This is a genomic window from Bacillus sp. cl95 (genome assembly GCF_900115925.1).
Taxonomy (GTDB): domain Bacteria; phylum Bacillota; class Bacilli; order Bacillales; family Cytobacillaceae; genus Neobacillus_A.
Window position 1 is genome coordinate 135,391 of the sequence record NZ_FOYF01000002.1, and the last position, 23,341, is coordinate 158,731.

General features: G+C 38.9%; 20 protein-coding genes. 19 read left to right on the forward strand and 1 reads right to left on the reverse strand.

What is annotated here, in order from left to right; translation table 11 throughout:
• The first annotated feature begins 69 nt into the window (after nt 1-69).
• From BMZ31_RS05940 to BMZ31_RS05970, 7 genes are all read left to right on the forward strand, one after another.
• Nucleotides 70-1,308 carry an NADP-dependent malic enzyme gene (locus tag BMZ31_RS05940; protein WP_090830815.1) on the forward strand — a complete coding sequence of 413 codons (1,239 nt, stop codon included), beginning with the start codon at nt 70-72 and terminating at the stop codon, nt 1,306-1,308.
• Entirely contained in the window at nt 1,305-1,940 is a 636-nt protein-coding gene (locus BMZ31_RS05945) for a FadR/GntR family transcriptional regulator (protein ID WP_302846836.1), read from the forward strand. The genes BMZ31_RS05940 and BMZ31_RS05945 overlap by 4 nt, the downstream gene beginning before the upstream one ends.
• 222 nt (nt 1,941-2,162) lie before the next feature.
• Nucleotides 2,163-3,032, forward strand: coding sequence for an acetyl-CoA carboxylase, carboxyltransferase subunit beta (accD, locus tag BMZ31_RS05950; RefSeq protein WP_090830816.1), 870 nt, complete (start codon nt 2,163-2,165; stop codon nt 3,030-3,032).
• Nucleotides 3,026-4,003, forward strand: a complete 978-nt coding sequence (gene accA / locus BMZ31_RS05955) for an acetyl-CoA carboxylase carboxyl transferase subunit alpha (protein WP_090830817.1) — start codon at nt 3,026-3,028, stop codon at nt 4,001-4,003. The genes accD and accA overlap by 7 nt, the downstream gene beginning before the upstream one ends.
• Nucleotides 4,004-4,302: 299 nt before the next feature.
• Nucleotides 4,303-5,262, forward strand: coding sequence for a 6-phosphofructokinase (gene pfkA / locus BMZ31_RS05960; RefSeq protein WP_090830818.1), 960 nt, complete (start codon nt 4,303-4,305; stop codon nt 5,260-5,262).
• A gap of 24 nt (nt 5,263-5,286) precedes the next feature.
• Nucleotides 5,287-7,050: a pyruvate kinase gene (gene pyk / locus BMZ31_RS05965; RefSeq protein ID WP_090830819.1), complete on the forward strand. Its 1,764-nt coding sequence runs from the start codon at nt 5,287-5,289 to the stop codon at nt 7,048-7,050.
• Nucleotides 7,051-7,152: 102 nt separating this feature from the next.
• A complete protein-coding gene (locus BMZ31_RS05970; protein ID WP_090830820.1) occupies nt 7,153-7,539 on the forward strand; it encodes an FxsA family protein in 387 nt (128 codons plus the stop codon).
• 38 nt (nt 7,540-7,577) lie between these two features.
• On the opposite strand, the gene ytvI is transcribed toward BMZ31_RS05970, so the two are convergent.
• Nucleotides 7,578-8,693, reverse strand: coding sequence for a sporulation integral membrane protein YtvI (ytvI, locus tag BMZ31_RS05975; protein ID WP_090830821.1), 1,116 nt, complete (start codon nt 8,691-8,693; stop codon nt 7,578-7,580).
• Between the two features lie 195 nt (nt 8,694-8,888).
• Here ytvI and BMZ31_RS05980 point away from each other — a divergent pair, with 195 nt between their 5' ends.
• The 12 genes from BMZ31_RS05980 to ytaF all read left to right on the forward strand — a co-directional run bounded on the left by BMZ31_RS05980 (nt 8,889) and on the right by ytaF (nt 23,335).
• Nucleotides 8,889-9,350 (forward strand): DUF441 domain-containing protein, encoded by a 462-nt coding sequence (locus BMZ31_RS05980; RefSeq protein WP_090831376.1) that lies wholly within the window; start codon nt 8,889-8,891, stop codon nt 9,348-9,350.
• Nucleotides 9,351-9,759: 409 nt separating this feature from the next.
• A complete protein-coding gene (gene citZ / locus BMZ31_RS05985; RefSeq protein ID WP_090830822.1) occupies nt 9,760-10,878 on the forward strand; it encodes a citrate synthase in 1,119 nt (372 codons plus the stop codon).
• A 180-nt stretch (nt 10,879-11,058) separates the two neighbouring features.
• Nucleotides 11,059-12,327: an NADP-dependent isocitrate dehydrogenase gene (icd, locus tag BMZ31_RS05990; protein ID WP_090830823.1), complete on the forward strand. Its 1,269-nt coding sequence runs from the start codon at nt 11,059-11,061 to the stop codon at nt 12,325-12,327.
• 77 nt (nt 12,328-12,404) lie between these two features.
• A complete protein-coding gene (mdh, locus tag BMZ31_RS05995) occupies nt 12,405-13,343 on the forward strand; it encodes a malate dehydrogenase (protein ID WP_090830824.1) in 939 nt (312 codons plus the stop codon).
• Nucleotides 13,344-13,521: 178 nt separating this feature from the next.
• Nucleotides 13,522-13,998 (forward strand): MaoC/PaaZ C-terminal domain-containing protein, encoded by a 477-nt coding sequence (locus BMZ31_RS06000; RefSeq protein ID WP_090830825.1) that lies wholly within the window; start codon nt 13,522-13,524, stop codon nt 13,996-13,998.
• Nucleotides 13,999-14,150: 152 nt separating this feature from the next.
• A complete protein-coding gene (locus BMZ31_RS06005; RefSeq protein WP_090830826.1) occupies nt 14,151-14,867 on the forward strand; it encodes a response regulator transcription factor in 717 nt (238 codons plus the stop codon).
• Nucleotides 14,864-16,639, forward strand: coding sequence for a two-component system histidine kinase PnpS (pnpS, locus tag BMZ31_RS06010; RefSeq protein WP_090830827.1), 1,776 nt, complete (start codon nt 14,864-14,866; stop codon nt 16,637-16,639). Before BMZ31_RS06005 ends, pnpS begins: the two co-directional genes overlap by 4 nt.
• A gap of 227 nt (nt 16,640-16,866) precedes the next feature.
• Nucleotides 16,867-17,832 (forward strand): FtsH protease activity modulator HflK, encoded by a 966-nt coding sequence (hflK, locus tag BMZ31_RS06015; protein WP_090831377.1) that lies wholly within the window; start codon nt 16,867-16,869, stop codon nt 17,830-17,832.
• Entirely contained in the window at nt 17,825-18,760 is a 936-nt protein-coding gene (hflC, locus tag BMZ31_RS06020) for a protease modulator HflC (protein WP_090830828.1), read from the forward strand. Before hflK ends, hflC begins: the two co-directional genes overlap by 8 nt.
• 376 nt (nt 18,761-19,136) lie before the next feature.
• A complete protein-coding gene (gene polA, locus BMZ31_RS06025; protein ID WP_090830829.1) occupies nt 19,137-21,767 on the forward strand; it encodes a DNA polymerase I in 2,631 nt (876 codons plus the stop codon).
• 23 nt (nt 21,768-21,790) lie between these two features.
• Nucleotides 21,791-22,612, forward strand: coding sequence for a DNA-formamidopyrimidine glycosylase (mutM, locus tag BMZ31_RS06030; protein ID WP_090830830.1), 822 nt, complete (start codon nt 21,791-21,793; stop codon nt 22,610-22,612).
• Between the two features lie 81 nt (nt 22,613-22,693).
• Nucleotides 22,694-23,335, forward strand: a complete 642-nt coding sequence (gene ytaF, locus BMZ31_RS06035; RefSeq protein WP_090830831.1) for a sporulation membrane protein YtaF — start codon at nt 22,694-22,696, stop codon at nt 23,333-23,335.
• Nucleotides 23,336-23,341: the final 6 nt, after the last annotated feature.

Consider the following 23,341-nt stretch of genomic DNA (forward strand, 5'->3'; position numbering starts at 1 on the left):
GGTCAGACCACTATAGTCTGTTTTGAATGAGAGATTCTCTTTCAAAAATATTAAGGAGTGACATGAAACGTGACATTACGTGAAGAATCTTTGCACATGCATAGAATCCATAAAGGGAAATTAGAATCTAAATCTAAAGTGCAAGTTAGGAATGCTAAGGATTTAAGCCTTGCTTATTCTCCTGGGGTTGCTGAACCATGCAAAGAGATCTACGATAAGCCTGAAACTGTTTATGATTACACGATGAAAGGGAATATGGTTGCAGTCGTTTCCGATGGAACAGCAGTACTTGGCCTCGGAAACATTGGACCTGAAGCCGCTCTGCCAGTTATGGAAGGAAAAGCAGTTCTTTTCAAAAGCTTTGCTGGGGTAGATGCATTTCCTATTTGTTTAAATACAACTGATGTTGATAAAATTGTAGAAACAGTCAAGCTTTTAGAGCCTACATTCGGTGGAGTAAATCTTGAAGATATTGCAGCGCCGAACTGTTTTGAAATTGAGGAAAGATTAAAAAAGGAAACAAATATACCAATTTTCCACGATGACCAGCATGGTACGGCAATCGTTACCGTAGCAGGACTAGTGAATGCATTGAAGCTTATTGGTAAAAAAATGACTGAAATCAAAGTAGTTGCAAATGGTGCCGGTGCTGCCGGAATTGCCATCATTAAGCTTTTATATAGCTATGGTGTTAGAGACATAATAATGTGTGATACAAAAGGCGCTATTTATGAAGGTCGCCCTCAAGGTATGAACAAGATTAAAGACGAAGTGGCAAAGTTCACAAATCGTGAAAACCTTAAAGGGAATTTGGGAGACGTCATCAAAGGCGCAGATGTATTTATCGGAGTTTCTGTTGCAGGAGCATTGACAAAAGAAATGGTTCAGACGATGAACTCCGATGCTGTCATTTTTGCAATGGCTAATCCGGTACCTGAATTAATGCCAGAGGAAGCCAAAGAAGCTGGTGCAAAAGTAGTGGGAACAGGACGTTCTGACTTCCCAAATCAGGTAAACAATGTGTTAGCATTCCCTGGAATATTCAGAGGTGCTCTTGATGTTCGTGCCACACACATTAATGAAAAAATGAAAGTGGCTGCTGTTGAGGCCATCGCAAGCTTGGTTCATGAAGACGAACTTAATGCCGACTATGTCATCCCTGGACCGTTTGATCCTCGAGTTGCTCCACACGTTGCAGCTGCAGTAGCTAAGGCTGCTATGGAGACAGGAGTCGCTAGAATTAAAGTGGATCCGAAAGAAATCATGGAAAAGACAATGAGACTCGCGATTATTGGCAAGAGTGAGTGACGAAAAGCGTGGAAACAGCTAAGCAAAGCTCGAAAGTATATATAGAGATCGTGAAGCATCTGCGTACGATGATATCAGCAGATGGATTAAAATCCGGTGATAAACTACCTTCAGAACGAGAATTATCTGAGCGCCTGAATGTTGGGCGCTCTTCCGTTCGCGAAGCATTACGAGCGTTGGAACTTCTCGGACTCATTGAAACGAGACGTGGAGAAGGGACATTTATCAGGGATTTTAAAGGAAATCAACTTGTTCAGCTACTAAGCACTTTCATCCTTCAAGATGAGAAGGCAAAGTACGACGTAGTGGAAACGAAGTATTTCATTGAAATGGATTGTCTTCGTTTAGCCTTGCAAAAAGGGAATGGCATACGCATTGCTGAATTAAAAGGACTTTTAAGGGAAAATGTGATTGACGACGATCAATTCTTTTCATACATTGTACGTTTGGCGGAGAATCACTTATTTTCACGAATATGGCTTATCCTAAAAGACTATTATCGATCACTTTCTTTTGATGAATTAAGTTTTGAAAGGTCCGATTATCTTGTTTTAATTGAGGCATTAGCAAATCAAAATGAAAAAATGACGCTTGAAGCCTACAGGAAGTTAAGGAAGATGTCGAATTCCTAACGACAGAAAACAACAGTATATTATGTAAAAAACCTTTAATGTAATAGAGACAAGCTTAAGCCCTGGTCAAGCGGGCATTTTTTATCCCTTAGTGGTCTGACCACTCGAGGGAATTTAAGGGAATAGTAATCTTTCAAGATATTTTTGACTATACTGTCATGTCACATGAACTTTTTCAAAATGGTGACTTGTGTAAGTTTCACGAACGGGGGAGGTTTCATCTTGCTAAAAGAACTATTTACAAAATCAAAGAAGAAGAAATACGCTACGATTCCAGCTGAAACGGCCAAACAGGATGTTCCTGAAGGGATCATGACGAAGTGTCCTAAATGTAAAAAAATAATGTATACAAAAGAATTAATGAAGAACTTAAAGGTTTGTCTACATTGTGAATATCATCATTCCATGAATTCAACAGAAAGACTTGAAAGCTTTTTTGATGAAGATAGCTTCGTAGAAATGGATGCAAATATGATTAGTGAAAACCCACTACATTTCCCTGATTATATTGAAAAAGTGGAAAAAGACCGTGAAAAAACAGGTATCAACGAAGCAGTACGAACTGGAATTGGACAAGTTAATGGTCTGAAGGCAGCTGTCGCTATTATGGATGCAACGTTTCGAATGGGAAGTATGGGTTCTGTTGTCGGTGAAAAAATCACAAGAGCAATAGAGAAGGCGGATGAACTTTCTATTCCCTTTATTATTTTTACCGCTTCTGGTGGTGCTAGGATGCAGGAAGGTGTCCTCAGTTTGATGCAAATGGCCAAAACGAGCGTAGCCTTAAAGAGATTTAGTGATAACGGTGGCTTAATCATCTCGATTATGACTCATCCGACAACGGGAGGGGTTTCAGCAAGTTTTGCATCTCTAGGTGATTATAACTTTGCTGAACCTGGTGCGTTAATTGGATTTGCAGGCCGAAGAATCATTGAACAGACGATTCGTGAAGACTTACCTGAAGACTTTCAAACTGCAGAATTTTTACTAAAACACGGTCAGTTGGACGCCGTTATTTCTCGTGTAGATATGAAAGAACAAATAGCCAATATTCTCGAAATACATCAGCCAGGTGGTGAGCTAAAGTGGTAGGAGAACTTGAGTTTGAACGTCCAGTCGTTGAATTGCGAAAAAAGATCTTAGAGATTAAGGAATTTTCGAAAAGTGCCGATGTCGACCTATCTTCAGAAATCGATAAGCTAGAAGCGCGCCTTGAAAAGTTGGAGAAAAGTATTTACGAAAATATAAAACCATGGGACCGTGTTCAAATTGCCCGTCATCCAAGCAGGCCTACTACCCTGGATTATATTTCTTATCTATTTGAAGGATTCTTTGAATGCCACGGAGATCGGTATTTTGGCGACGATGAAGCCATTGTTGGAGGAATCGCAAAATTCCAAGGTATGCCTGTAACTGTAATTGGTCACCAACGTGGTAAGGATACAAAAGAAAATATTCGCAGGAATTTTGGAATGCCTCATCCTGAAGGGTATAGAAAAGCTCTAAGACTGATGAAACAAGCTGAGAAGTTCAGAAGACCCATCATTTGTTTCATTGATACAAAGGGTGCTTATCCAGGTAAGGCAGCGGAAGAACGAGGTCAAAGTGAAGCTATCGCAAGAAATTTATTTGAGATGGCAAGCTTGAAGGTACCTGTTATTTGTATCGTTATTGGTGAAGGTGGTAGTGGTGGGGCATTGGCATTAGGAGTAGGTAACCATATTCATATGCTTGAGAATTCCACGTACTCCGTTATTTCTCCAGAAGGAGCAGCTGCACTTTTATGGAAAGATGCTAGTCAGGCTAAGCGCGCTGCAGAAACGATGCGCATCACAGCTCCTGACTTGAAGGAACTTGGTGTCATCGACGAAATCATTCCTGAAGTGAAAGGCGGCGCGCATAAAGATACGAAAGAACAAGCTGAAGAAATTAAGGAAGTCTTGAAGACATCTCTCATTGAACTGTCTCAGCTTTCAGAAGAACAATTGACCAACCATCGCTATGAGAAATATAAAACGATGGGACAATATTCGTTTTTAAAAGAATATATCGGGGTAAATTAAAAGCGTGCTATGAAGCACGCTTTATTTTTGTAAAAAGAATGACGACACAAAAAGTTCACCGAATACATCGTGTAAACGATTACATTTAGATATGAAACGCTTTCATTTAACTGATAATTACGTCTATTGATAACAATTAAATGATTATGTTGTTATAGATTTTTCTTCATGTTATTTTAGAAATATTCCCGGTAATTATGTAAATAATAAACTAAGTTATTTAGCTTATTAGAGTAGATTTTCTACTATTTACTTACAAATGTATACATATTTAATACTAAAATTTCGAGGTGGTTTTCATGAAGAGAATTGGGGTCTTAACAAGCGGTGGGGATGCACCAGGTATGAACCCAGCAGTTCGTGCGGTTGTACGTAAAGCAATTTACCATGAAATTGAGGTATATGGCATTTATGGTGGTTATTCAGGTCTCATTAGCGGAAACATAAAAAAGTTGGAACTTGGTTCCGTAGGCGATATCATTCACCGTGGTGGTACAACTCTATATTCAGCTCGTTGTGAAGAATTTAAAACAAAAGAAGGCCAGCAAAAAGGCATAGAACAATTGAAAAAGCATGGAATTGATGGACTAGTTGTCATCGGTGGAGACGGATCTTACCGCGGTGCAAAGGCACTAACTGAACAAGGCTTTCCATGTGTAGGTGTTCCTGGAACAATCGATAACGATATTCCAGGTACTGAATTTACGATCGGATTTGACACAGCATTGAATACAGTTATTGACGCAATTGATAAAATTCGTGATACAGCTACTTCCCATGAAAGAACTTTTATTATTGAAGTAATGGGTCGAGACGCAGGAGACCTCGCTTTGTGGGCAGGACTAGCAGGTGGAGCTGAAACAATCTTGATACCTGAAGAAAACTACGATATGGACGAAATCGCAGCTAGATTGAAAAAAGGCCATGAGCGTGGGAAAAAACACAGTATTATCGTTGTTGCTGAAGGAGTTTGCAGCGGAGTTGAATTTGCTAAGCAATTGAAAGAGGCTACAAACTTCGATACTCGCGTCTCAGTTCTTGGTCATATTCAACGTGGTGGTTCTCCAACAGCATTTGACCGCGTATTAGCGAGCCGTTTAGGAGCGAAAGCGGTTGAATTACTAATCGAAGGCAAGGGTGGCCGCGCAGTAGGAATCGAAAAAAACATCCTAGTTGATTACGATATCATTGAAGCACTTGGTCGAAAGCATACCGTTGATTTGGAACTTTATAAATTATCTAAAGAATTGTCCATCTAATCGGACATATAGGAGGAAAATAGCATGTCTCGTAAAACAAAAATCGTATGTACTATCGGACCTGCAAGTGAAAGTGTTGAGAAATTAACTCAACTTATAAATGCAGGCATGAATGTAGCTCGTTTAAATTTCTCGCACGGTGATTTCGCTGAACACGGAGCTCGTATCAAAAATATTCGTGAAGCAGCAGAAGTTACAGGGAAAACTGTTGCGATTCTTTTAGATACTAAAGGACCAGAAATCCGTACACACAATATGGTGAACGGTGGCTTTGAATTAACTTCAGGTTCTCAAAGTATCATCTCTATGAATGAAGTTGAGGGTACTCCTGAAAAGTTCTCAGTTACCTATCCTGGCTTGATTGAAGATGTTCATGTTGGTTCAAGAATCCTTCTTGATGATGGTCTAATTGGATTGGAAGTAACTGAAATTGATAAAGAAGCGAACGAAATTCATGTTAACGTGCTTAACAGTGGAACATTGAAAAACAAAAAGGGTGTTAACGTTCCTGGGGTTTCTGTAAATCTACCTGGTATTACAGAAAAAGATACACAGGATATCCTATTTGGAATCGAGCAAGGCATTGATTTTATCGCTGCATCTTTCGTAAGACGTGCTAAGGATGTTCTTGAAATTCGTCAGTTATTAGAAAACAACAACGCAACTCACATCCATATCATTCCTAAAATTGAAAACCAAGAAGGTGTCGATAACATCGATGAAATCCTTGAGATTTCTGACGGCTTAATGGTTGCTCGTGGTGACTTGGGAGTTGAAATTCCTGCAGAAGAAGTTCCACTTGTTCAAAAGCAATTAATCAAAAAATGTAATGCCCTTGGTAAGCCAGTTATTACAGCTACTCAAATGCTGGATTCTATGCAACGTAACCCAAGACCTACACGTGCGGAAGCAAGTGACGTAGCAAACGCAATCTTCGATGGTACGGATGCAATCATGCTTTCAGGTGAAACAGCTGCTGGATTATATCCTGTAGAAGCAGTTCAAACAATGAACAATATTGCTTCACGCGCTGAATCAGCGTTAGACCATAAAGAACTTCTTTCTAACTTAAGCAAAAACACGGATCATAATATTACAGATGCTATTGGTCAATCGGTTGCTCATACAGCATTGAATTTAGAAGTAAGTGCAATCATTACTCCAACGGAAAGCGGACACACAGCACGCATGATTTCCAAATACCGTCCAAAGGCGCCAATCGTCGCGGTAACTTCAGATGCGTCTGTTTCTCGCCGCTTAAACCTTGTATGGGGTGTATATCCACAGCTTGGTAAAGAAGCGACTACTACAGATGAAATGTTAGATGTAGCAGTTGAAGAAAGTGTTAACAGTGGAATTGTCAAACATGGTGATTTAGTTGTCATCACAGCAGGTGTTCCTGTAGGTGAAGCTGGAACAACGAACTTGATGAAAATTCATGTTGTTGGAGACATTCTTGTAAAAGCACAAGGAATTGGCCGAAAATCTGCTTATGGCAAAGTGGTGGTTGCTAAAAATGCTGAAGAAGCTTTGCAAAAAGTAAAGCCGGGATCTATCCTAATCACAATCGGTTCTGACCGTGAAATGATGCCTGCCCTTGAAAAATGCAGTGCCCTCATTACGGAAGAAGGCGGATTAACAAGTCATGCTGCCGTTGTAGGCTTAAACCTTGGAATTCCTGTAATTGTCGGTGTCGAAAATGCAACGGAAATGTTCAAGGATGGGCAGGAAATTACTGTTGATGCATCAAGGGGAGTAATTTATAACGGTCATGCAAGTGTGCTATAATTTAAAGTGGATTTGAAAAGAAGGGAATCTTTTTCCCTTCTTTTTCCTATATATAAAGAGAAAGCTTTTTCACTGCGTTTTCTGTAGAGGGAGTGTTTTAGGATGCGGTTATTCTTACTATTAATCATTATTGTTCCTGCTGCAGAAATGGGAATTCTTCTGTTGTCTGGAAACACGATCGGAGTCTGGCCAACGATTGCCATGATTGTTTTAACAGGAGTCATTGGTTCATATTTGGCAAAAAAACAAGGTATCCGAACAATTAGGAAGGCACAGGAACAGTTAAGTTATGGACAAATTCCTGGTGATGCTGTCCTTGATGGCATTTGCATTTTAATTGGAGGCACACTATTGTTAACGCCGGGTTTCATTACGGATATCGTGGGGATTTTACTCCTAGCTCCACCAACAAGAATTTTCTTTAAAAAGATGCTTACCTCGTCATTCAAAAAATGGATTGATAAAGGGAATCTGCGAATCATTCGATAACATTAAAAAACGCCGCCTCCAAATTGGAGGACGGCGTTTTACGCTTCTTTTCCTTTTATGAATGCCCATAGGTCCCTAAATACATTTGCTTTGTTTAATGTGGTAATGATAACGAGAACGACTGGACCTACGATCAATCCAAGAAAACCAATCAATTTAAATCCAACAAATAAGGCAATCAATGTAGCTAATGGATCAAGACCTATACTCGATGAAAGAATCTTTGGCTCCATGATCTGTCTCTGTACAAGAACGACCACGTATAGAACGCCAAGTCCAATAGCCAGGCTCATGTCACCTGCAATCGCCTCATATATGATCCAAGGAATGAAAACAGCTCCAGTACCTAAGTAAGGAATGATATCAACAATTCCTGAAACGAGAGCAATCGTAATCGCATAATCCACCCGCAGAATCAGTAATCCAATCAAAATAATGACGGTTGTAATCGATATTAAAGTCAATTGTGCTTTTAGAAATCCAAATAAAGCTTTCTTAAGGTCAGCAAACACGGTCTTTGTACTGTATTTAGCTCTTTCGGGTAAAAGCTTATCACCAATGGCAGTCAATTTAAACCAATCCTTGCTGATGAAAAATGTTGCAAGCAAAGAAAAGATTAATACAGTAGCTGCGCTTGGAAACCATGAAAGGATGACTGGTATATTACCAAAAAAGTTTTGAATAAAGTCTCCAACTGTAGTGGCAATGCTTGTTCCAACGTTCTGAATATTTTCCATTATGGTATCTTGCTGACCGACCTCAAGAGTGTTAAACAGACTTGTCAGTTGATTATATAATGGGATGATTTGTGCGGCGAAAAGATTTTCTATGTAGTTAATGACTGTATCCAAATGCTTTGGAACTACATTCGCTAGATAATTAGCCCCCGAAACAATTTCAGCTATCAGTAAAGTGATGAGGCCCGCAAAAACAGCAAAAATAATGATGATTCCTGTAAAGACAGCTAGTGAACGCGGCATCCTGGCTTTCTTTTCAAAAAAGTTAACAAGTGGATTCATCATGTAGGCTATGCCTAAGCCGATTAGAAAGGGATATGTAAGCCTTGAAATGTGAAGAAAGCTCCATAATGCAATCAAAATGATGGCTAACACGAGAATGAAACGTACAGATCTATAGAGATAAATCTTATTCACATAGAAACCTCCTTTAATATGTTAATAATAGTTAATTGTAGTGTATCACTTAATAGGAAATTCACAATATCGTATGATTTAATATACGAACTTTTTGGGGGAAAGTTTCATTCAGGTAATTGATAAAATTATTCAATAAGAAGAACGGTATCGTTATGCTAAAATAATAAGAGATATACATTGGGAGTGATTTTATTGTTTTCTGAGCCTATTATCTTCTTGATTCTATTGCTTGTAATTGGATATATCGCCAAAAATACTTCGCTCATCATTGCAGTAATTTGCTTATTAATATTAAAGATTGCAGGTTTCGAGTCAAAAACCTTTAGCTTTATTCAGGGTAAAGGTATTAACTGGGGTGTAACGATTATCACCATTGCGGTTTTAGCTCCTATCGCAAGTGGGGAAATTGGCATGAAGGATTTAACCGCTGCATTTAAATCACCTTTTGCGTGGATTGCTTTAGTTTCAGGAATTGTAGTCGCATTACTAGCCAAAGGTGGAGTGACTTTGCTTGCTGATGATCCGCAAATAACTGCAGCACTGGTATTTGGAACAATCCTTGCCGTTTCTTTATTTAAAGGGGTGGCAGTTGGACCACTTATTGGCGCTGGAATTGCCTATGTGGCGATGAAAATGCTTGATGTGTTCAAATAGACTTTTCTTTGGTGGAATAATATTTTTATGGTTTTTGAGTTCTTTTCATTCACAAAAGTCTGATAATTGTTTATAATAAGACTTGAAAGCGCATCCTTTAATAATATTAGGATGGAAATGGAATACTATTTAAGTTTAAAAAAATTCAAACGCTTTCTTTTCTTATTAACACTCCGAGCAACCGCTCAATAGTAGTTTAGAAAAAAGCGAGTAAAGGGTAAAAGAAAATGTTCCAAATAGGTCTGTGGATCGACGATAGTCGGCTTCATTATAAATAGGCATTCGAATGCCTGCGTGATGCGGAAAAAGAATCGCGTTCAATCTTGCAGGTTGGAGTGATCTTACAAAAATTGCATGTATACAGACAAATGGGTTTTGGGGAATTCAGAACATTAAGGAGAGATTCATTATGACAGTTACACGTGGTCTTGAAGGGGTAGTGGCTACAACATCATCAATCAGCTCCATTATTGATGACACACTTACATATGTTGGCTATGATATCGATGATCTGGCTGCAAATGCTACTTTCGAAGAAGTAATATATCTACTTTGGCACCGTAAATTGCCTAACAAGTCTGAATTAGAAACGCTAAAGCAACAACTATCGGAAAATACTGAACTTCCAAAAGAAGTTTTAGAACACTTTAAGATGTATCCTATCGAAAAGGTTCACCCGATGGCAGCTCTACGTACAGCTGTTTCTTTATTAGGTTTATATGACGAAGAAGCAGATGTGATGGACGAAGAAGCAAACTATCGCAAAGCTATTCGTTTGCAGGCTAAAATGCCGGCACTTGTTACAACATTTGCTCGTGTTAGAAAAGGTCTAGATCCTATTGCTCCAAGAAAAGATTTAAGCTTAGCAGCTAATTTCTTATACATGTTAACTGGTAACGAGCCTGATGAAATTGCTGTTAAAGCAATGGACAACGCATTAGTATTGCACGCTGATCATGAATTGAACGCTTCAACATTCACAGCACGTGTATGTGTGGCTACTCTTTCAGACATCTATTCAGGTGTAACTTCTGCGCTGGGTGCATTAAAAGGCCCACTTCATGGCGGCGCAAATGAAGCTGTTATGAAGATGTTAAAAGAAATTGGCACAGTTGAAAATGTTGAATCTTACGTTCACGAAAAGCTTGCAAACAAAGAAAAAATCATGGGCTTTGGTCACCGTGTGTATCGCAATGGTGACCCACGTGCAAAACACTTGCGTGAAATGGCGAAGAAATTGACAGAACTTACTGGTGAACCCCACTGGTATGAAATGTCTACTAAGATTGAATCAATCGTTACGGGCGAAAAGAAACTTCCACCAAACGTAGATTTCTATTCTGCTTCTGTTTATCACAGCTTAGGTATCGATCATGATTTATTCACGCCAATCTTTGCAGTAAGTCGTGTGTCTGGATGGCTTGCTCATATCCTTGAGCAATATGAAAATAATAGATTGATTCGTCCACGTGCAGATTATACTGGACCTGGAATGCAAAGCTACGTACCTATCGAACAACGAAGCTAAGGGATGAAAAAGTCAGAATTCAAAGATTAATGGCTTTTGTCTATTAATTTTTGAATTCTGACTCGTAAAAAGTTAGAATTATAAGAGTATATAAAATAAATTAGTGTACATGCAGGATTTTGGGTGTTTTTAACCCTTTTCTAGGCAGTCACTTTTTTTTCAGAACATGGAGGGAAAACAATGCAAGGTGAAAAAATTTTAGTAAAAGACGGAGTTCTTAATGTTCCAAATCAACCAATCGTTCCATTTATCGAAGGCGACGGAACAGGTCCAGATATTTGGGCAGCAGCTTCAAAAGTATTAGATGCTGCAGTAGAAAAAGCTTATAAAGGCGAGAAGAAAATTGTTTGGAAAGAAGTACTTGCTGGTGAAAAAGCATTCAATCAAACAGGTGAATGGCTTCCACAAGAAACTTTGGATGTAATAAATGAGTATTTGATCGCTATCAAAGGTCCACTTACAACTCCAGTTGGAGGCGGTATTCGTTCATTGAACGTTGCTCTTCGTCAAGAATTGGACTTATTCGTATGTCTTCGTCCAGTACGTTGGTTTGAAGGTGTTCCTTCTCCAGTTAAGCGTCCTCAAGATACTGACATGGTTATTTTCCGTGAAAATACTGAAGATATCTATGCTGGAATCGAATATGCATCTGGTTCAGATGAAGTGAAAAAGCTAATCGGTTTCCTTCAAAGTGAATTAGGTGTGAAGAAAATCCGTTTCCCTGAAACTTCTGGTATTGGTATTAAGCCAATTTCTGAAGAAGGTACTTCTCGTTTAGTTCGTGCTGCTCTAAATTATGCAATCAAAGAAGGACGTAAGTCACTGACGATTGTACATAAAGGGAACATCATGAAGTTCACAGAAGGTGCTTTCAAAAACTGGGGATATGAATTGGCTGAAAAAGAATTCGGCGATAAAGTATTCACATGGGCACAATATGACCGCATTAAAGAAGAGCAAGGCACTGAAGCAGCAAACAAAGCACAAGCTGATGCTGAGGCAGCTGGTAAAATCATCGTGAAAGATGCGATTGCTGATATCTTCTTACAACAAATCTTAACTCGTCCAAAAGAGTTTGATGTTGTAGCGACAATGAACTTAAATGGTGACTACATTTCTGATGCACTTGCTGCACAAGTAGGTGGAATTGGTATTGCTCCTGGGGCAAACATCAACTACGAAACTGGGCATGCAATCTTTGAAGCAACTCACGGAACTGCTCCAAAATATGCTGGATTAGATAAAGTAAATCCATCATCTGTCATCTTGTCTGGTGTATTGATGCTTGAACACCTAGGATGGAATGAAGCAGCTACTATGATTGTTAAATCTATGGAAAAAACAATCGCTTCTAAAGTTGTAACTTACGACTTCGCTCGTCTAATGGACGGCGCAACAGAAGTTAAAGCTTCAGAATTCGGCGACGAACTAATCAAGAACATGGAATAAGATAACGTGTGGCTGCCTAGGCAGCCCTCGTTGTACATAAACAAAGGGATACGAATTCATTCAAGGGGGAAGACAAAATGGCAATGAACCGTAAAAAGATTTCGGTTATCGGTGGAGGCTTTACAGGTGCAACGACTGCATTCCTTTTAGCTCAAAAGGAACTTGGAGATGTTGTTTTAGTAGATATCCCACAAATGGAAAACCCTACAAAAGGTAAAGCGTTAGACATGCTTGAAGCATCTCCTGTTCAAGGATTCGACGCAAATATCACCGGTACTTCTAACTATGAAGATACGAAGGATTCCGATATCGTAGTCATTACTGCTGGTATTGCCCGTAAGCCTGGTATGAGCCGTGACGATCTTGTTCAAACAAACCAAAAAATTATGAAGAGCGTAACACAAGAAATTGTGAAACACTCTCCAAACTGTTACATCATCGTTTTGACCAATCCAGTTGATGCCATGACTTATACAGTTTTCAAAGAATCTGGTTTCCCTAAGAATCGTGTAATCGGACAATCTGGAGTACTTGATACTGCACGTTTCCGTACATTCGTCTCCCAAGAATTGAATCTTTCAGTTAAAGATGTAACAGGTTTTGTACTAGGTGGTCATGGAGATGACATGGTACCGCTTGTTCGTTATTCATATGCTGGTGGAATCCCTCTTGAAACACTTATTCCTAAAGATCGTTTAGATGCAATCGTAGAACGTACGCGTAAAGGCGGCGGTGAAATCGTAAACTTGCTTGGTAACGGAAGTGCATATTATGCACCAGCTGCATCACTAGTTGAAATGTGTGAAGCGCTTCTTAAGGACCAACGTAGAGTATTACCTTCTATTGCCTATTTAGAAGGGGAATATGGTTACAATGGCATATATCTTGGAGTTCCAACAATCCTAGGTGCCAATGGAATTGAAAAAATAATTGAACTTGAGCTAACTGAAGAAGAAAAGACTGCTTTAGACCGTTCTGCAGATGCAGTTCGTAATGTAATGGCTGTTTTAGCTTAAGAATAAAAAATTCGGGGATTCTCCCCGAATTTTTTTTCAAAATAAAAGAAACTATAAGCCTGATGGTAAAGTGGTTTCATATCAATGGCAGTCTAGAAATCTTAATTGTGAATAACTGGTTTAGCTACAGCGCTATATATGGGCGCTTGCGCTTTTCTAACTTGGAGGTGCTTGTTTAATGTTGCTAGGAAAGAAAAGAAAGCTTGGAAGACAAATTGATGAGATTTCAGTTGGGGAAAAACTCTCCTTAACAGAAAAGATTGAAGATAAGGATTTACTCTTATATTTGGGGTTAACGAATGATGCCAACCCACTTTATATTCAACATGACTATGCTTCACAGACTCCTTTTCAAAAACCAATCGTTCCAAGCATCATGTTGACGGGAATTATTACAGCTGCTGTCTCCAAGTATATGCCTGGTCCAGGTAGTCATATTTTGAAACAAGTAATTAGCTTCCCTAAGGCTGTTTATCATTATGGGACTGTGAATTTCTTATTCGAAGTCATTGAAGTGAATAAGAGAGAACATACAGTAGTGATTTCCGTTGAAGGAAAAGATGATGAAGATGTTACGGTAATCCAAGGTGAGATTATGGTTTGCCCGCCACATCGTTTAGCAGAAGTAGATGGAAGCGCTTTAGATAATTTTTAATACGTTGAAAGAGATGTGATTTTGCAATCACGTCTCTTTTTTTTACATATAGAGGTACAAGAATTGAGTGAATCTGTTACTTTTATATTATAATATTATCAATTGGTACTTGGACTGAATTGGATGGGGTAATAAAATTGGCGGAGGCGACTATGAAGAATAAAGTGTTGGTAGTTGATGACGAACAGTCAATTGTGACATTGCTAAAATACAACTTGGAGCAGGCTGGCTTTGAGGTGATTACGTCAATGGACGGAGCTGAGGGGAAAGCGCTGGCCGTTGAAGAAAGCCCTGATATTATTGTTTTGGATCTTATGCTTCCGACGTTGGATGGAATTGAAGTATGTAAACAACTTCGCCAACAAAAAGTTACAACACCGATATTGATGCTTACAGCTAAGGATGACGAGTTTGATAAAGTATTAGGTCTTGAACTTGGAGCAGATGACTATATGACTAAACCATTTAGTCCTCGTGAAGTAATCGCTCGAGTAAAAGCTATTTTAAGAAGATCCAGTATCCAAAGTGAACAAAGAGCAGAACAAACAGATGACCCTCAATCCTTACATATTGGAGAACTTAAAATTTACCCTGAGCAATATGAAGCTTTTTATCGCGAACAATTATTGGAATTGACGCCGAAGGAATTCGAACTATTATTATACCTAGCAAAGCATAAGGGAAGAGTTCTTACACGAGATCAGCTCTTAAGTGCCGTGTGGAATTATGACTTTGCAGGAGATACGAGAATCGTGGACGTGCATATTTCCCATCTTCGTGAAAAAATTGAAAGTGATACAAAAAAACCAGTATATATAAAAACAATTCGAGGATTAGGATATAAGTTGGAGGAGCCCAAAGGAGAATGACCAAATTTAGGACAAGGCTTCTGATTGCGCTAATCAGTTTAATAGGGGTCGTTTTAATTGGCCTAGGATTGCTGTTGGGCCAATTATTTAAGACTTATTATCTGAATTCCTTTTATGATAATTTGAAAAAAGAAACATTTCTGTTAAAGAACTATATTGAGGATCAAGGTGGCTTTGCCAATTTTGATGAAAAAAAAGCTCTAGAACTGAGTAAAACTCTTGAAGCAAGAATCTCTCTTACGGATGTCGAAGGGAGAATCTTGTACGACAGTGGTTTGATGACGGATTGGGGATTTTATCAGCATCAAGAAGTAATCAAAGAAGCCATCAGTAAGAAACCGAAAAAAGAAAATAGAATAGAAGTAGCTGGTAAGGATGAACTTCATTATTATTGGAGCCCGGTAATGAAAGATGGCAAGCAAGAAGGCTATCTCATCTTAAGTTCACAAAAAAGTTTGCTTAATAAAGTGTACAGCAAGATTTGGTGGCTTCTCATAGTAAGTCTTGGTTTTGCGCTCATTTTGATTATTTTGCTTGGCTCTAGAATTACAGCAAGATATACTAAGCCGATTGAATCGGCTACGAATGTTGCAATCGAGCTCGCTAAAGGGAACTATTGGGCAAGAACATTTGAAGACCGTATGGATGAGACAGGCATGCTTAGTTCTTCCATCAATATATTGGCTCGAAACCTTCAAGAAATGGTGAAAGCGCAGGAGATGCAGCAGGATAGACTCAGTACATTAATTGAGAATATGGGCAGTGGGTTAATCTTAATCGACAGCCGGGGTTACATAAACTTAATTAATCGCGGTTATATCAATATTTTTAAAGTATATTCTTCTGACTATTTATATCAACTATATTATGATGTCATTGAACATAAAGAAGTTACGGAAATTATTGAAGAAATTTTCATGACAGAACAGAAAGTTAGTAAACAGCTGCATTTGCCTATATCAATTGAACGCAGATACTTTGATGTATATGGTGTCCCTATCATCGGGAACAACAATGTCTGGAAGGGCGTATTGTTAGTATTTCATGATATTACTGAGTTGAAAAAACTTGAACAAATGAGAAAAGACTTTGTGGCAAACGTGTCTCATGAATTAAATACACCGATTACTTCTATTAAAGGTTTTTCAGAAACATTGCTTGATGGTGCTATGGAGGATCGCGGAACTCTAGAAGCGTTTCTTTCCATTATTCTAAAAGAAAGTGATCGTCTTCAATCATTGGTTCAAGATCTACTAGACCTTTCTAAGATTGAACAGCAGGGCTTTGAATTAAATATTGTAAAAGTTGATCTTATCCCGACCGTTAACCACGTAATGGCAATCCTTGGGGGAAAAGCAGTAGAGAAGCAAATCAAACTCGAACTGCACGCTGAAGAGGAACATGTCTATATCGAAGGTGATGTCCATCGACTTAAACAGATTCTAATCAATCTGATTAACAATGCGATTTCATACACATTGCCTGATGGAGTTGTATCAGTTTCGATTATGCGGAAAGGTAAGAAAGTCCGGATTTCTGTAAAAGACTCTGGAATTGGAATAGAGAAGACAGAGATATCAAGGATTTTCGAACGGTTTTATCGAATTGATCGTGCCAGAGCCAGGAACTCGGGAGGCACTGGTCTAGGACTAGCCATCGTAAAACATTTAGTGGAAGCTCATAAAGGTAATATCTCTGTAAAAAGTGAAGTGGGCAAGGGGAGCGAATTCTTAATCGAGTTTCATCAATCATTCCCAATGAAAAAACACTAATATTATTTAATTCTTAATTTTCATATTTACATAAACTTTACAGTTGATTTATGTTAGCTTAATAAAATGAGGTTAAGATAATTAGTGAAAGCCCCTTCATCCAAGGAGCCAAACAAAAAGAAAGACGAAAGCAGACCCCGCTTTCGTCTTTCTTTTTGTATTATTTTTGTAACTTTTCAAATATATATCCGTATTAATGGTTACAGCCTAGGAAAGTAGGGATGTTCATGCTTACCCTTAAAAAATTGAATGTTTATGTTGGACTTATTTTTTTGACGATTACTCTTGGAATACTCGCGTTTACCACTTGGTACACCGTTGATGAATCAGAACAAGCCGTTATTCTAACCTTTGGTAAGGTGGAAGAGGGGCTGAATGAACCAGGCTTGCACTTTAAATTGCCTTGGCCTATTCAAAGTGTTGAGAAGTTATCAAAAGAAACATTCAGCTTGCAATTTGGTTATGAAGAAAAGGATGGTAAAATCAAAGAATTTCCAGAGGATACAAAAATGATAACGGGTGACGAAAATATTGTACTTGCTGATTTAGTAGTGCAATGGAAGATTACCGACCCAGCCAAATATTTATATAATTCTAATGATCCTAAAGAAATATTGTATGATTCCACTTCTGCATCTGTTAGAAGCATTATAGGGAATTCAAAAATTGATGACGCTTTGACTTCTGGTAAAGCCGAAATTGAGGCGGAAGTGAGAGACCTTTTATCCGCTTTAATTGACAAGTACGATATTGGTATTTCTGTGCTTGCCGTAAAGCTTCAAGATGTGGAACTGCCTAATGACAAAGTTCGTAAGGCTTTTACAGACGTTACCGATGCTAGGGAAACGATGAATACAAAGATCAATGAAGCGAAGAAGTATAAGAATAAGCGTACGAATGAGGCAGCTGGGGAAAAGGATGCACTCGCATATAAAGCAGCCGGCGATAAGGCTGCCAGAATTGAAAGGGCTCGTGGGGATGTCGCAGTCTTTAATAAGCTATATGGTGAATACAAAAACAACCCTGAAATTACGAAGCAACGACTCGTATTAGAAACAATTGAACAAGTATTGCCGGGATCTGAAATCTATATTATGAACGATGATGGAAACACGATGAAATACTTCCCTATTCGTCCATTAGAAGCCGATAAGCAAAAGGCAAAAGATGAAGGAAGTGAAAACAATGAGTGATCAAAATGTGATCAATATGAATGAGCGTGGTGCAAACAAATTTAATTGGCGTAATAATATGAAAGCCGGCATCTTCCTTCTCTTTTTGATCATACTGCTCGCCATTATTTTCAGTAATGTTTTTATCGTAAAAGAAGGGGAGTACAAAGTTATTCGTCAATTTGGAGAAGTAGTCAGAATTGAAAGCAGTCCAGGACTTTCTTATAAAATTCCATTCGTGCAAAGTGTTTCTGCATTACCAAAATACCAAATGACCTACGATGTTTCGGAGGCGGAGATCAATACAAAAGATAAAAAAAGGATCATAATTGATAATTATGCGGTTTGGAGAATCGCTGACCCCAAAAAAATGATTTCAAATGCTAGAAATCTTACAAACGCAGAGACGAGGATGGAAGAAATGATCTATTCTGTCGTCCGAACTGAGTTAGGGCAACTGAATTATGATGAGATTATCAATGATGAAAAGTCTTCAAGGGGGTCATTGAACGATCGTATTACGGAAAAAGTGAACGAACTTCTAGCAAATGACCAATATGGAATCATTGTGACAGATGTCCGTATGAAAAGAACCGACTTGCCTGCCGAAAATGAAAAATCAGTTTATATCAGGATGATATCTGAACGTGAATCAAAGGCACAGGAATACTTATCAATGGGCGATGCAGAGAAAAATAGAATTGAGGCTAACACGGATCGTGAAGTGAATGAAATGCTCGCAAAAGCCCAGGCGGATGCAGAAGTCATTCGTGCTGAAGGTGAAGCCGAAGCTGCCAAGGTTTATAATGAATCTTTCTCAAAAGACCCTAGCTTTTACGCATTGTATAGGACTCTTGAATCTTATAAGAAAACGATCGATGGGGAGACTGTCATCGTGCTTCCTTCTGATTCACCGTATGCAAGATTGTTAATGGGTTACACGGAGTAATGAACCCTTGAGAATTCCAAATGAATTTTAAGGCGCATTGTTGATTTTGGCAATATGTTGATTGGAGTGGAAGGCGGGCGACTCCTCGAAAATTCTTTCGCATTTTCTTCGTGCGGTGCGATTTCGATGGAGTATAATCAATGTCCTGCGGGAAAAGCGGGTCAAGGGAGACCCCGCAGGCGCACAGCGCCGCGGAGGCTCCCGACCGCCCGCGGAAAGCGAATGCCTGGAACGGAAATCAACAGGCATGCAGAGAGAAATCTTAAAATCCTAACTTTACAATGGCCGTTATTTTCCTTTCCAATTCTACTTTGTTAGAATGAAGAGAGGAAAAACGGCCATTTTTGTATAGTCGTAAGATAGAGGAGGAATACGAATGACAAAGAAACTCGTTCTGATTGATGGAAACAGTATTGCATATCGTGCTTTTTTTGCACTTCCATTACTGAACAATGATAAAGGTATACATACAAATGCAGTCTATGGATTCACAATGATGCTCATGAAAATTATAGAGGATGAAAAGCCTACACATATTCTTGTGGCTTTTGATGCCGGTAAAACAACATTCCGTCACAAGACATTCAGTGAATATAAAGGTGGAAGACAGAAAACCCCACCAGAGCTTTCAGAGCAATTTCCTTTTATCAGGGACTTGTTAGATTCATATGGAATTGCACGTTACGAACTTGAGAATTATGAAGCGGATGATATTATTGGAACGCTTTCGCTAAAAGCTGAACAAGATGGTTACGAGGTTAAGGTTATTTCCGGGGATAAGGATTTAACTCAATTGGCTTCTCCTCACACAACGGTAAATATTACTCGAAAAGGGATTACGGATATCGAGGAATACACCCCTGAACATGTAATGGAAAAATACGGACTTACTCCAGAACGAATTATTGATATGAAAGGTCTGATGGGTGACAGCTCAGATAATATCCCAGGTGTTCCGGGAGTGGGAGAAAAGACAGCGATTAAACTGTTAAAAGAATTCTCTACACTTGAAAACTTACTTGAATCTATTGACCAAGTAAGTGGGAATAAATTGAAAGAAAAATTAGCAGAGTTTAAGCAACAAGCCATCATGAGTAAAGAACTAGCAACGATCACAAGAGAAGCCCCGATTACAATTGCGGTCGACGAAGTTGAATATAATGGCTTTGATCATCAAAAAGTCGCTCAAATTTTTAAAGAGTTAGGCTTCAACTCTTTATTGGACAAGTTAGGGGTAGATTCTGAAGAATCGATGGAAGTTGAACTTGAAGACGTTTCTGTTGTGATTGCTGAAGAAATTACACCTGAAATGTTAACAGAACATAGCTCTCTTTATGTTGAAATGCTTGAGGAGAACTATCATTATGCGGATATCATCGGTCTTGTGGTGGTAAATGAAAACGGCAATTTTTATTTGCCACTTGAAAAAGCTATTGCTTCTTCCCAGTTTAAGGCTTGGGCAGAAAATGAACACATGAAAAAAATCGTCTATGATGCAAAAAGGTCGGAAGTATCGTTAAGAAGGCATGGAATCCATTTGAGTGGTGTCGAATTTGATATTTATATTGCGGGTTATGTCTTAAATCCTTCTGAGACAATTGAGGGTATATCCTCTATTGCCAATCAATACGGATTGAAGCTTCAATCAGATGAAGCTGTTTACGGAAAAGGGGCTAAACGTAAAGTTCCAGTAGAAGCAATCCTTGCCGAACATCTTGTTAGAAAAGGGATTGCCATGAACGACCTTTATGGGAAGTTTCAAGAAGGACTTGAAGAAAATCAGCAATTAGAATTGTTTAAAGAGCTTGAAATGCCACTCTCACTTATTTTAGCTGATATGGAATCAACCGGAATTAAAGTCGATTTGGAAAGACTTCGTAAGATGGGGGATGAAATCCAGGAGAAGCTAACAAAAATTGAAGCGAAAATATATGAGTTAGCAGGTGAAACTTTTAATATTAACTCGCCAAAACAACTTGGTGTTGTGTTGTTCGAGAATTTGAAACTCCCTGCATCTAAAAAAACAAAGACAGGTTATTCTACTTCAGCGGATGTACTGGAGAAATTGGCAGCAGAGCATGAAATTATCGCTGAAATTCTTCAATATCGACAACTGGGTAAGCTTCAGTCGACATATATTGAAGGATTATTAAAGGTTGTTAATCATGAAACGGGCAAAGTCCACACCCGTTATAATCAGGCATTAACGCAAACAGGAAGACTAAGCTCAACAGATCCAAATCTGCAAAACATTCCAATCAGGCTAGAAGAAGGCAGGAAAATTCGTCAGGCGTTTATCCCTTCTGAAAAAGGTTGGATCATTTTTGCAGCGGATTATTCGCAAATTGAATTAAGGGTGCTTGCTCATATAGCGGATGATGAAAAGCTTATTCAAGCTTTTAAGGAAGATGCTGATATTCATACGAAGACCGCAATGGAAGTTTTCCACGTAAGTGCTGATGAAGTGACATCCAATATGAGAAGGCATGCTAAAGCTGTTAATTTCGGGATTGTTTATGGTATTAGCGACTTCGGGCTTTCACAAAGTCTTGGAATTAGCAGAAAAGAAGCGGGATTGTTTATTGATCGCTATTTAAAGAGTTATCCTGGAGTAAAGGAATACATGGATGATATTATCCAAGTTGCAAAACAAAAAGGCTTCGTATCTACGCTCTTACAAAGAAGAAGGTACATTCCTGAGATCAACAGTCGTAACTTCAATTTGCGAGGATTTGCAGAGAGAACGGCAATGAATACACCAATTCAAGGAAGTGCAGCTGATATCATCAAGAAAGCCATGATTGATATGGCTGAAAGACTTAAAGAATCAGGTTTGAAAACTCGTCTTTTACTTCAAGTTCACGATGAATTGATCTTTGAGGCTCCAGAAGAAGAAGTAGAAATGTTAAAGAACCTTGTACCGGAAGTAATGGAAAATGCTGTGGAACTTAAGGTTCCGTTGAAGGTTGATTACTCATATGGTCCAACATGGTTTGATGCAAAATAAAGATTTGAAAGGGGGTGTCTCCTTTGCCTGAATTACCAGAGGTGGAAACCGTTCGCAAGACATTGAAAGCGTTAGTAACGGATAAGACAATTGAAAGTGTCACTGTGAAATGGCCAAAGATGATCAAGAGGGATGTCGACCAGTTTGTGGATGCTCTCAAAGGTCAAACGATTATTGATGTAAGACGCAGAGGAAAGTTTCTTATTCTCGATACAGACGATTTTGCTCTTGTATCCCACTTAAGAATGGAAGGGAAATACGGAGTTTATCCGAAAGACGAAGCGATGGATAAACATACGCATGTTATCTTTCATTTTACGGATGGGATGGAATTGAGATATAAGGACGTTCGTAAATTTGGTACGATGCACCTTTATTTAAAGGGGGAAGAATTTTTATCTCCTCCCCTTGATCAGCTAGGTCCAGAGCCATTGACGGATGAGTTTTTAGCAGAAGAGCTATCATTAAAGTTAAAGAAGACCACTAGAAGTATTAAGGCCACGCTATTGGATCAGACTACATTGGTTGGATTGGGCAACATTTATGTCGATGAAGCTTTGTTCCGTGCAGGCATCCATCCTGAAAGAGCAGCAAATTCCCTTACTGAGAAAGAAATTGAGGTTCTTCATAAGGAAATTAAAGCGACTCTTGGTGAGGCAGTAGAGAAGGGTGGGAGCACCATTCGTTCGTATGTCAACTCACAAGGGCAAATCGGTATGTTCCAACTCGAACTTTTCGTGTATGGGCGGAAAGGTGAACCGTGTAAAAAGTGTGGGAATTCACTTGAGAAAAAGGTAGTGGCAGGCAGAGGAACGCACTTTTGCCCTAACTGTCAAAGAATATAATTTTTCGGAATTTGAATAGATAACAAAGGATAGGCTCCTTCCATATACTATCGTAATGATTGACAGGAAGGAGTTCTATTCATGGTTCAGTTATTCTCACTTTTGCTGCTGGCATTTGCTGTCAGTCTTGACAGTTTTAGTGTTGGATTTACTTATGGCCTAAGGAAAATGAAAATTCCTTTGCGATCCATTATGATCATAGCATGCTGCTCTGCGGTTTCGTTAATGACAGCCGTGTTTATAGGTCACGCCCTCGAAAAAATACTGTCACCTGCCTGGACAGAAAGTATGGGGGGAATCATCCTTATCGTGCTTGGCGCATGGGTACTTTACCAATTTTTTCGGCCTGATAAAGACAAAGACAAAGATTTACTTCCGCACGAGAAAACGATTGTAAAACTTGAAATCCGATCGCTTGGATTAGTCATCCACATCTTGAAAAAGCCGCTTTCAGCAGATTTTGACAGATCAGGCATCATTACTGGAATTGAAGCACTCATGTTAGGAGCGGCATTATCTTTGGATGCATTCGGGGCAGGAATCGGGGCTGCAATGTTGGGGTTTTCTCCTTTTGAGTTAGCATTTAGCGTTGCACTGATGAGCTCTGCTTTCGTATATTTTGGTCTTAAGAGCGGCAGTTTTTTTGCAGAGTATCAATGGGTGCAAAGACTGACCTTATTGCCAGGGATACTGCTCATTTTGATTGGAATATGGAAAATGTAACTGAAT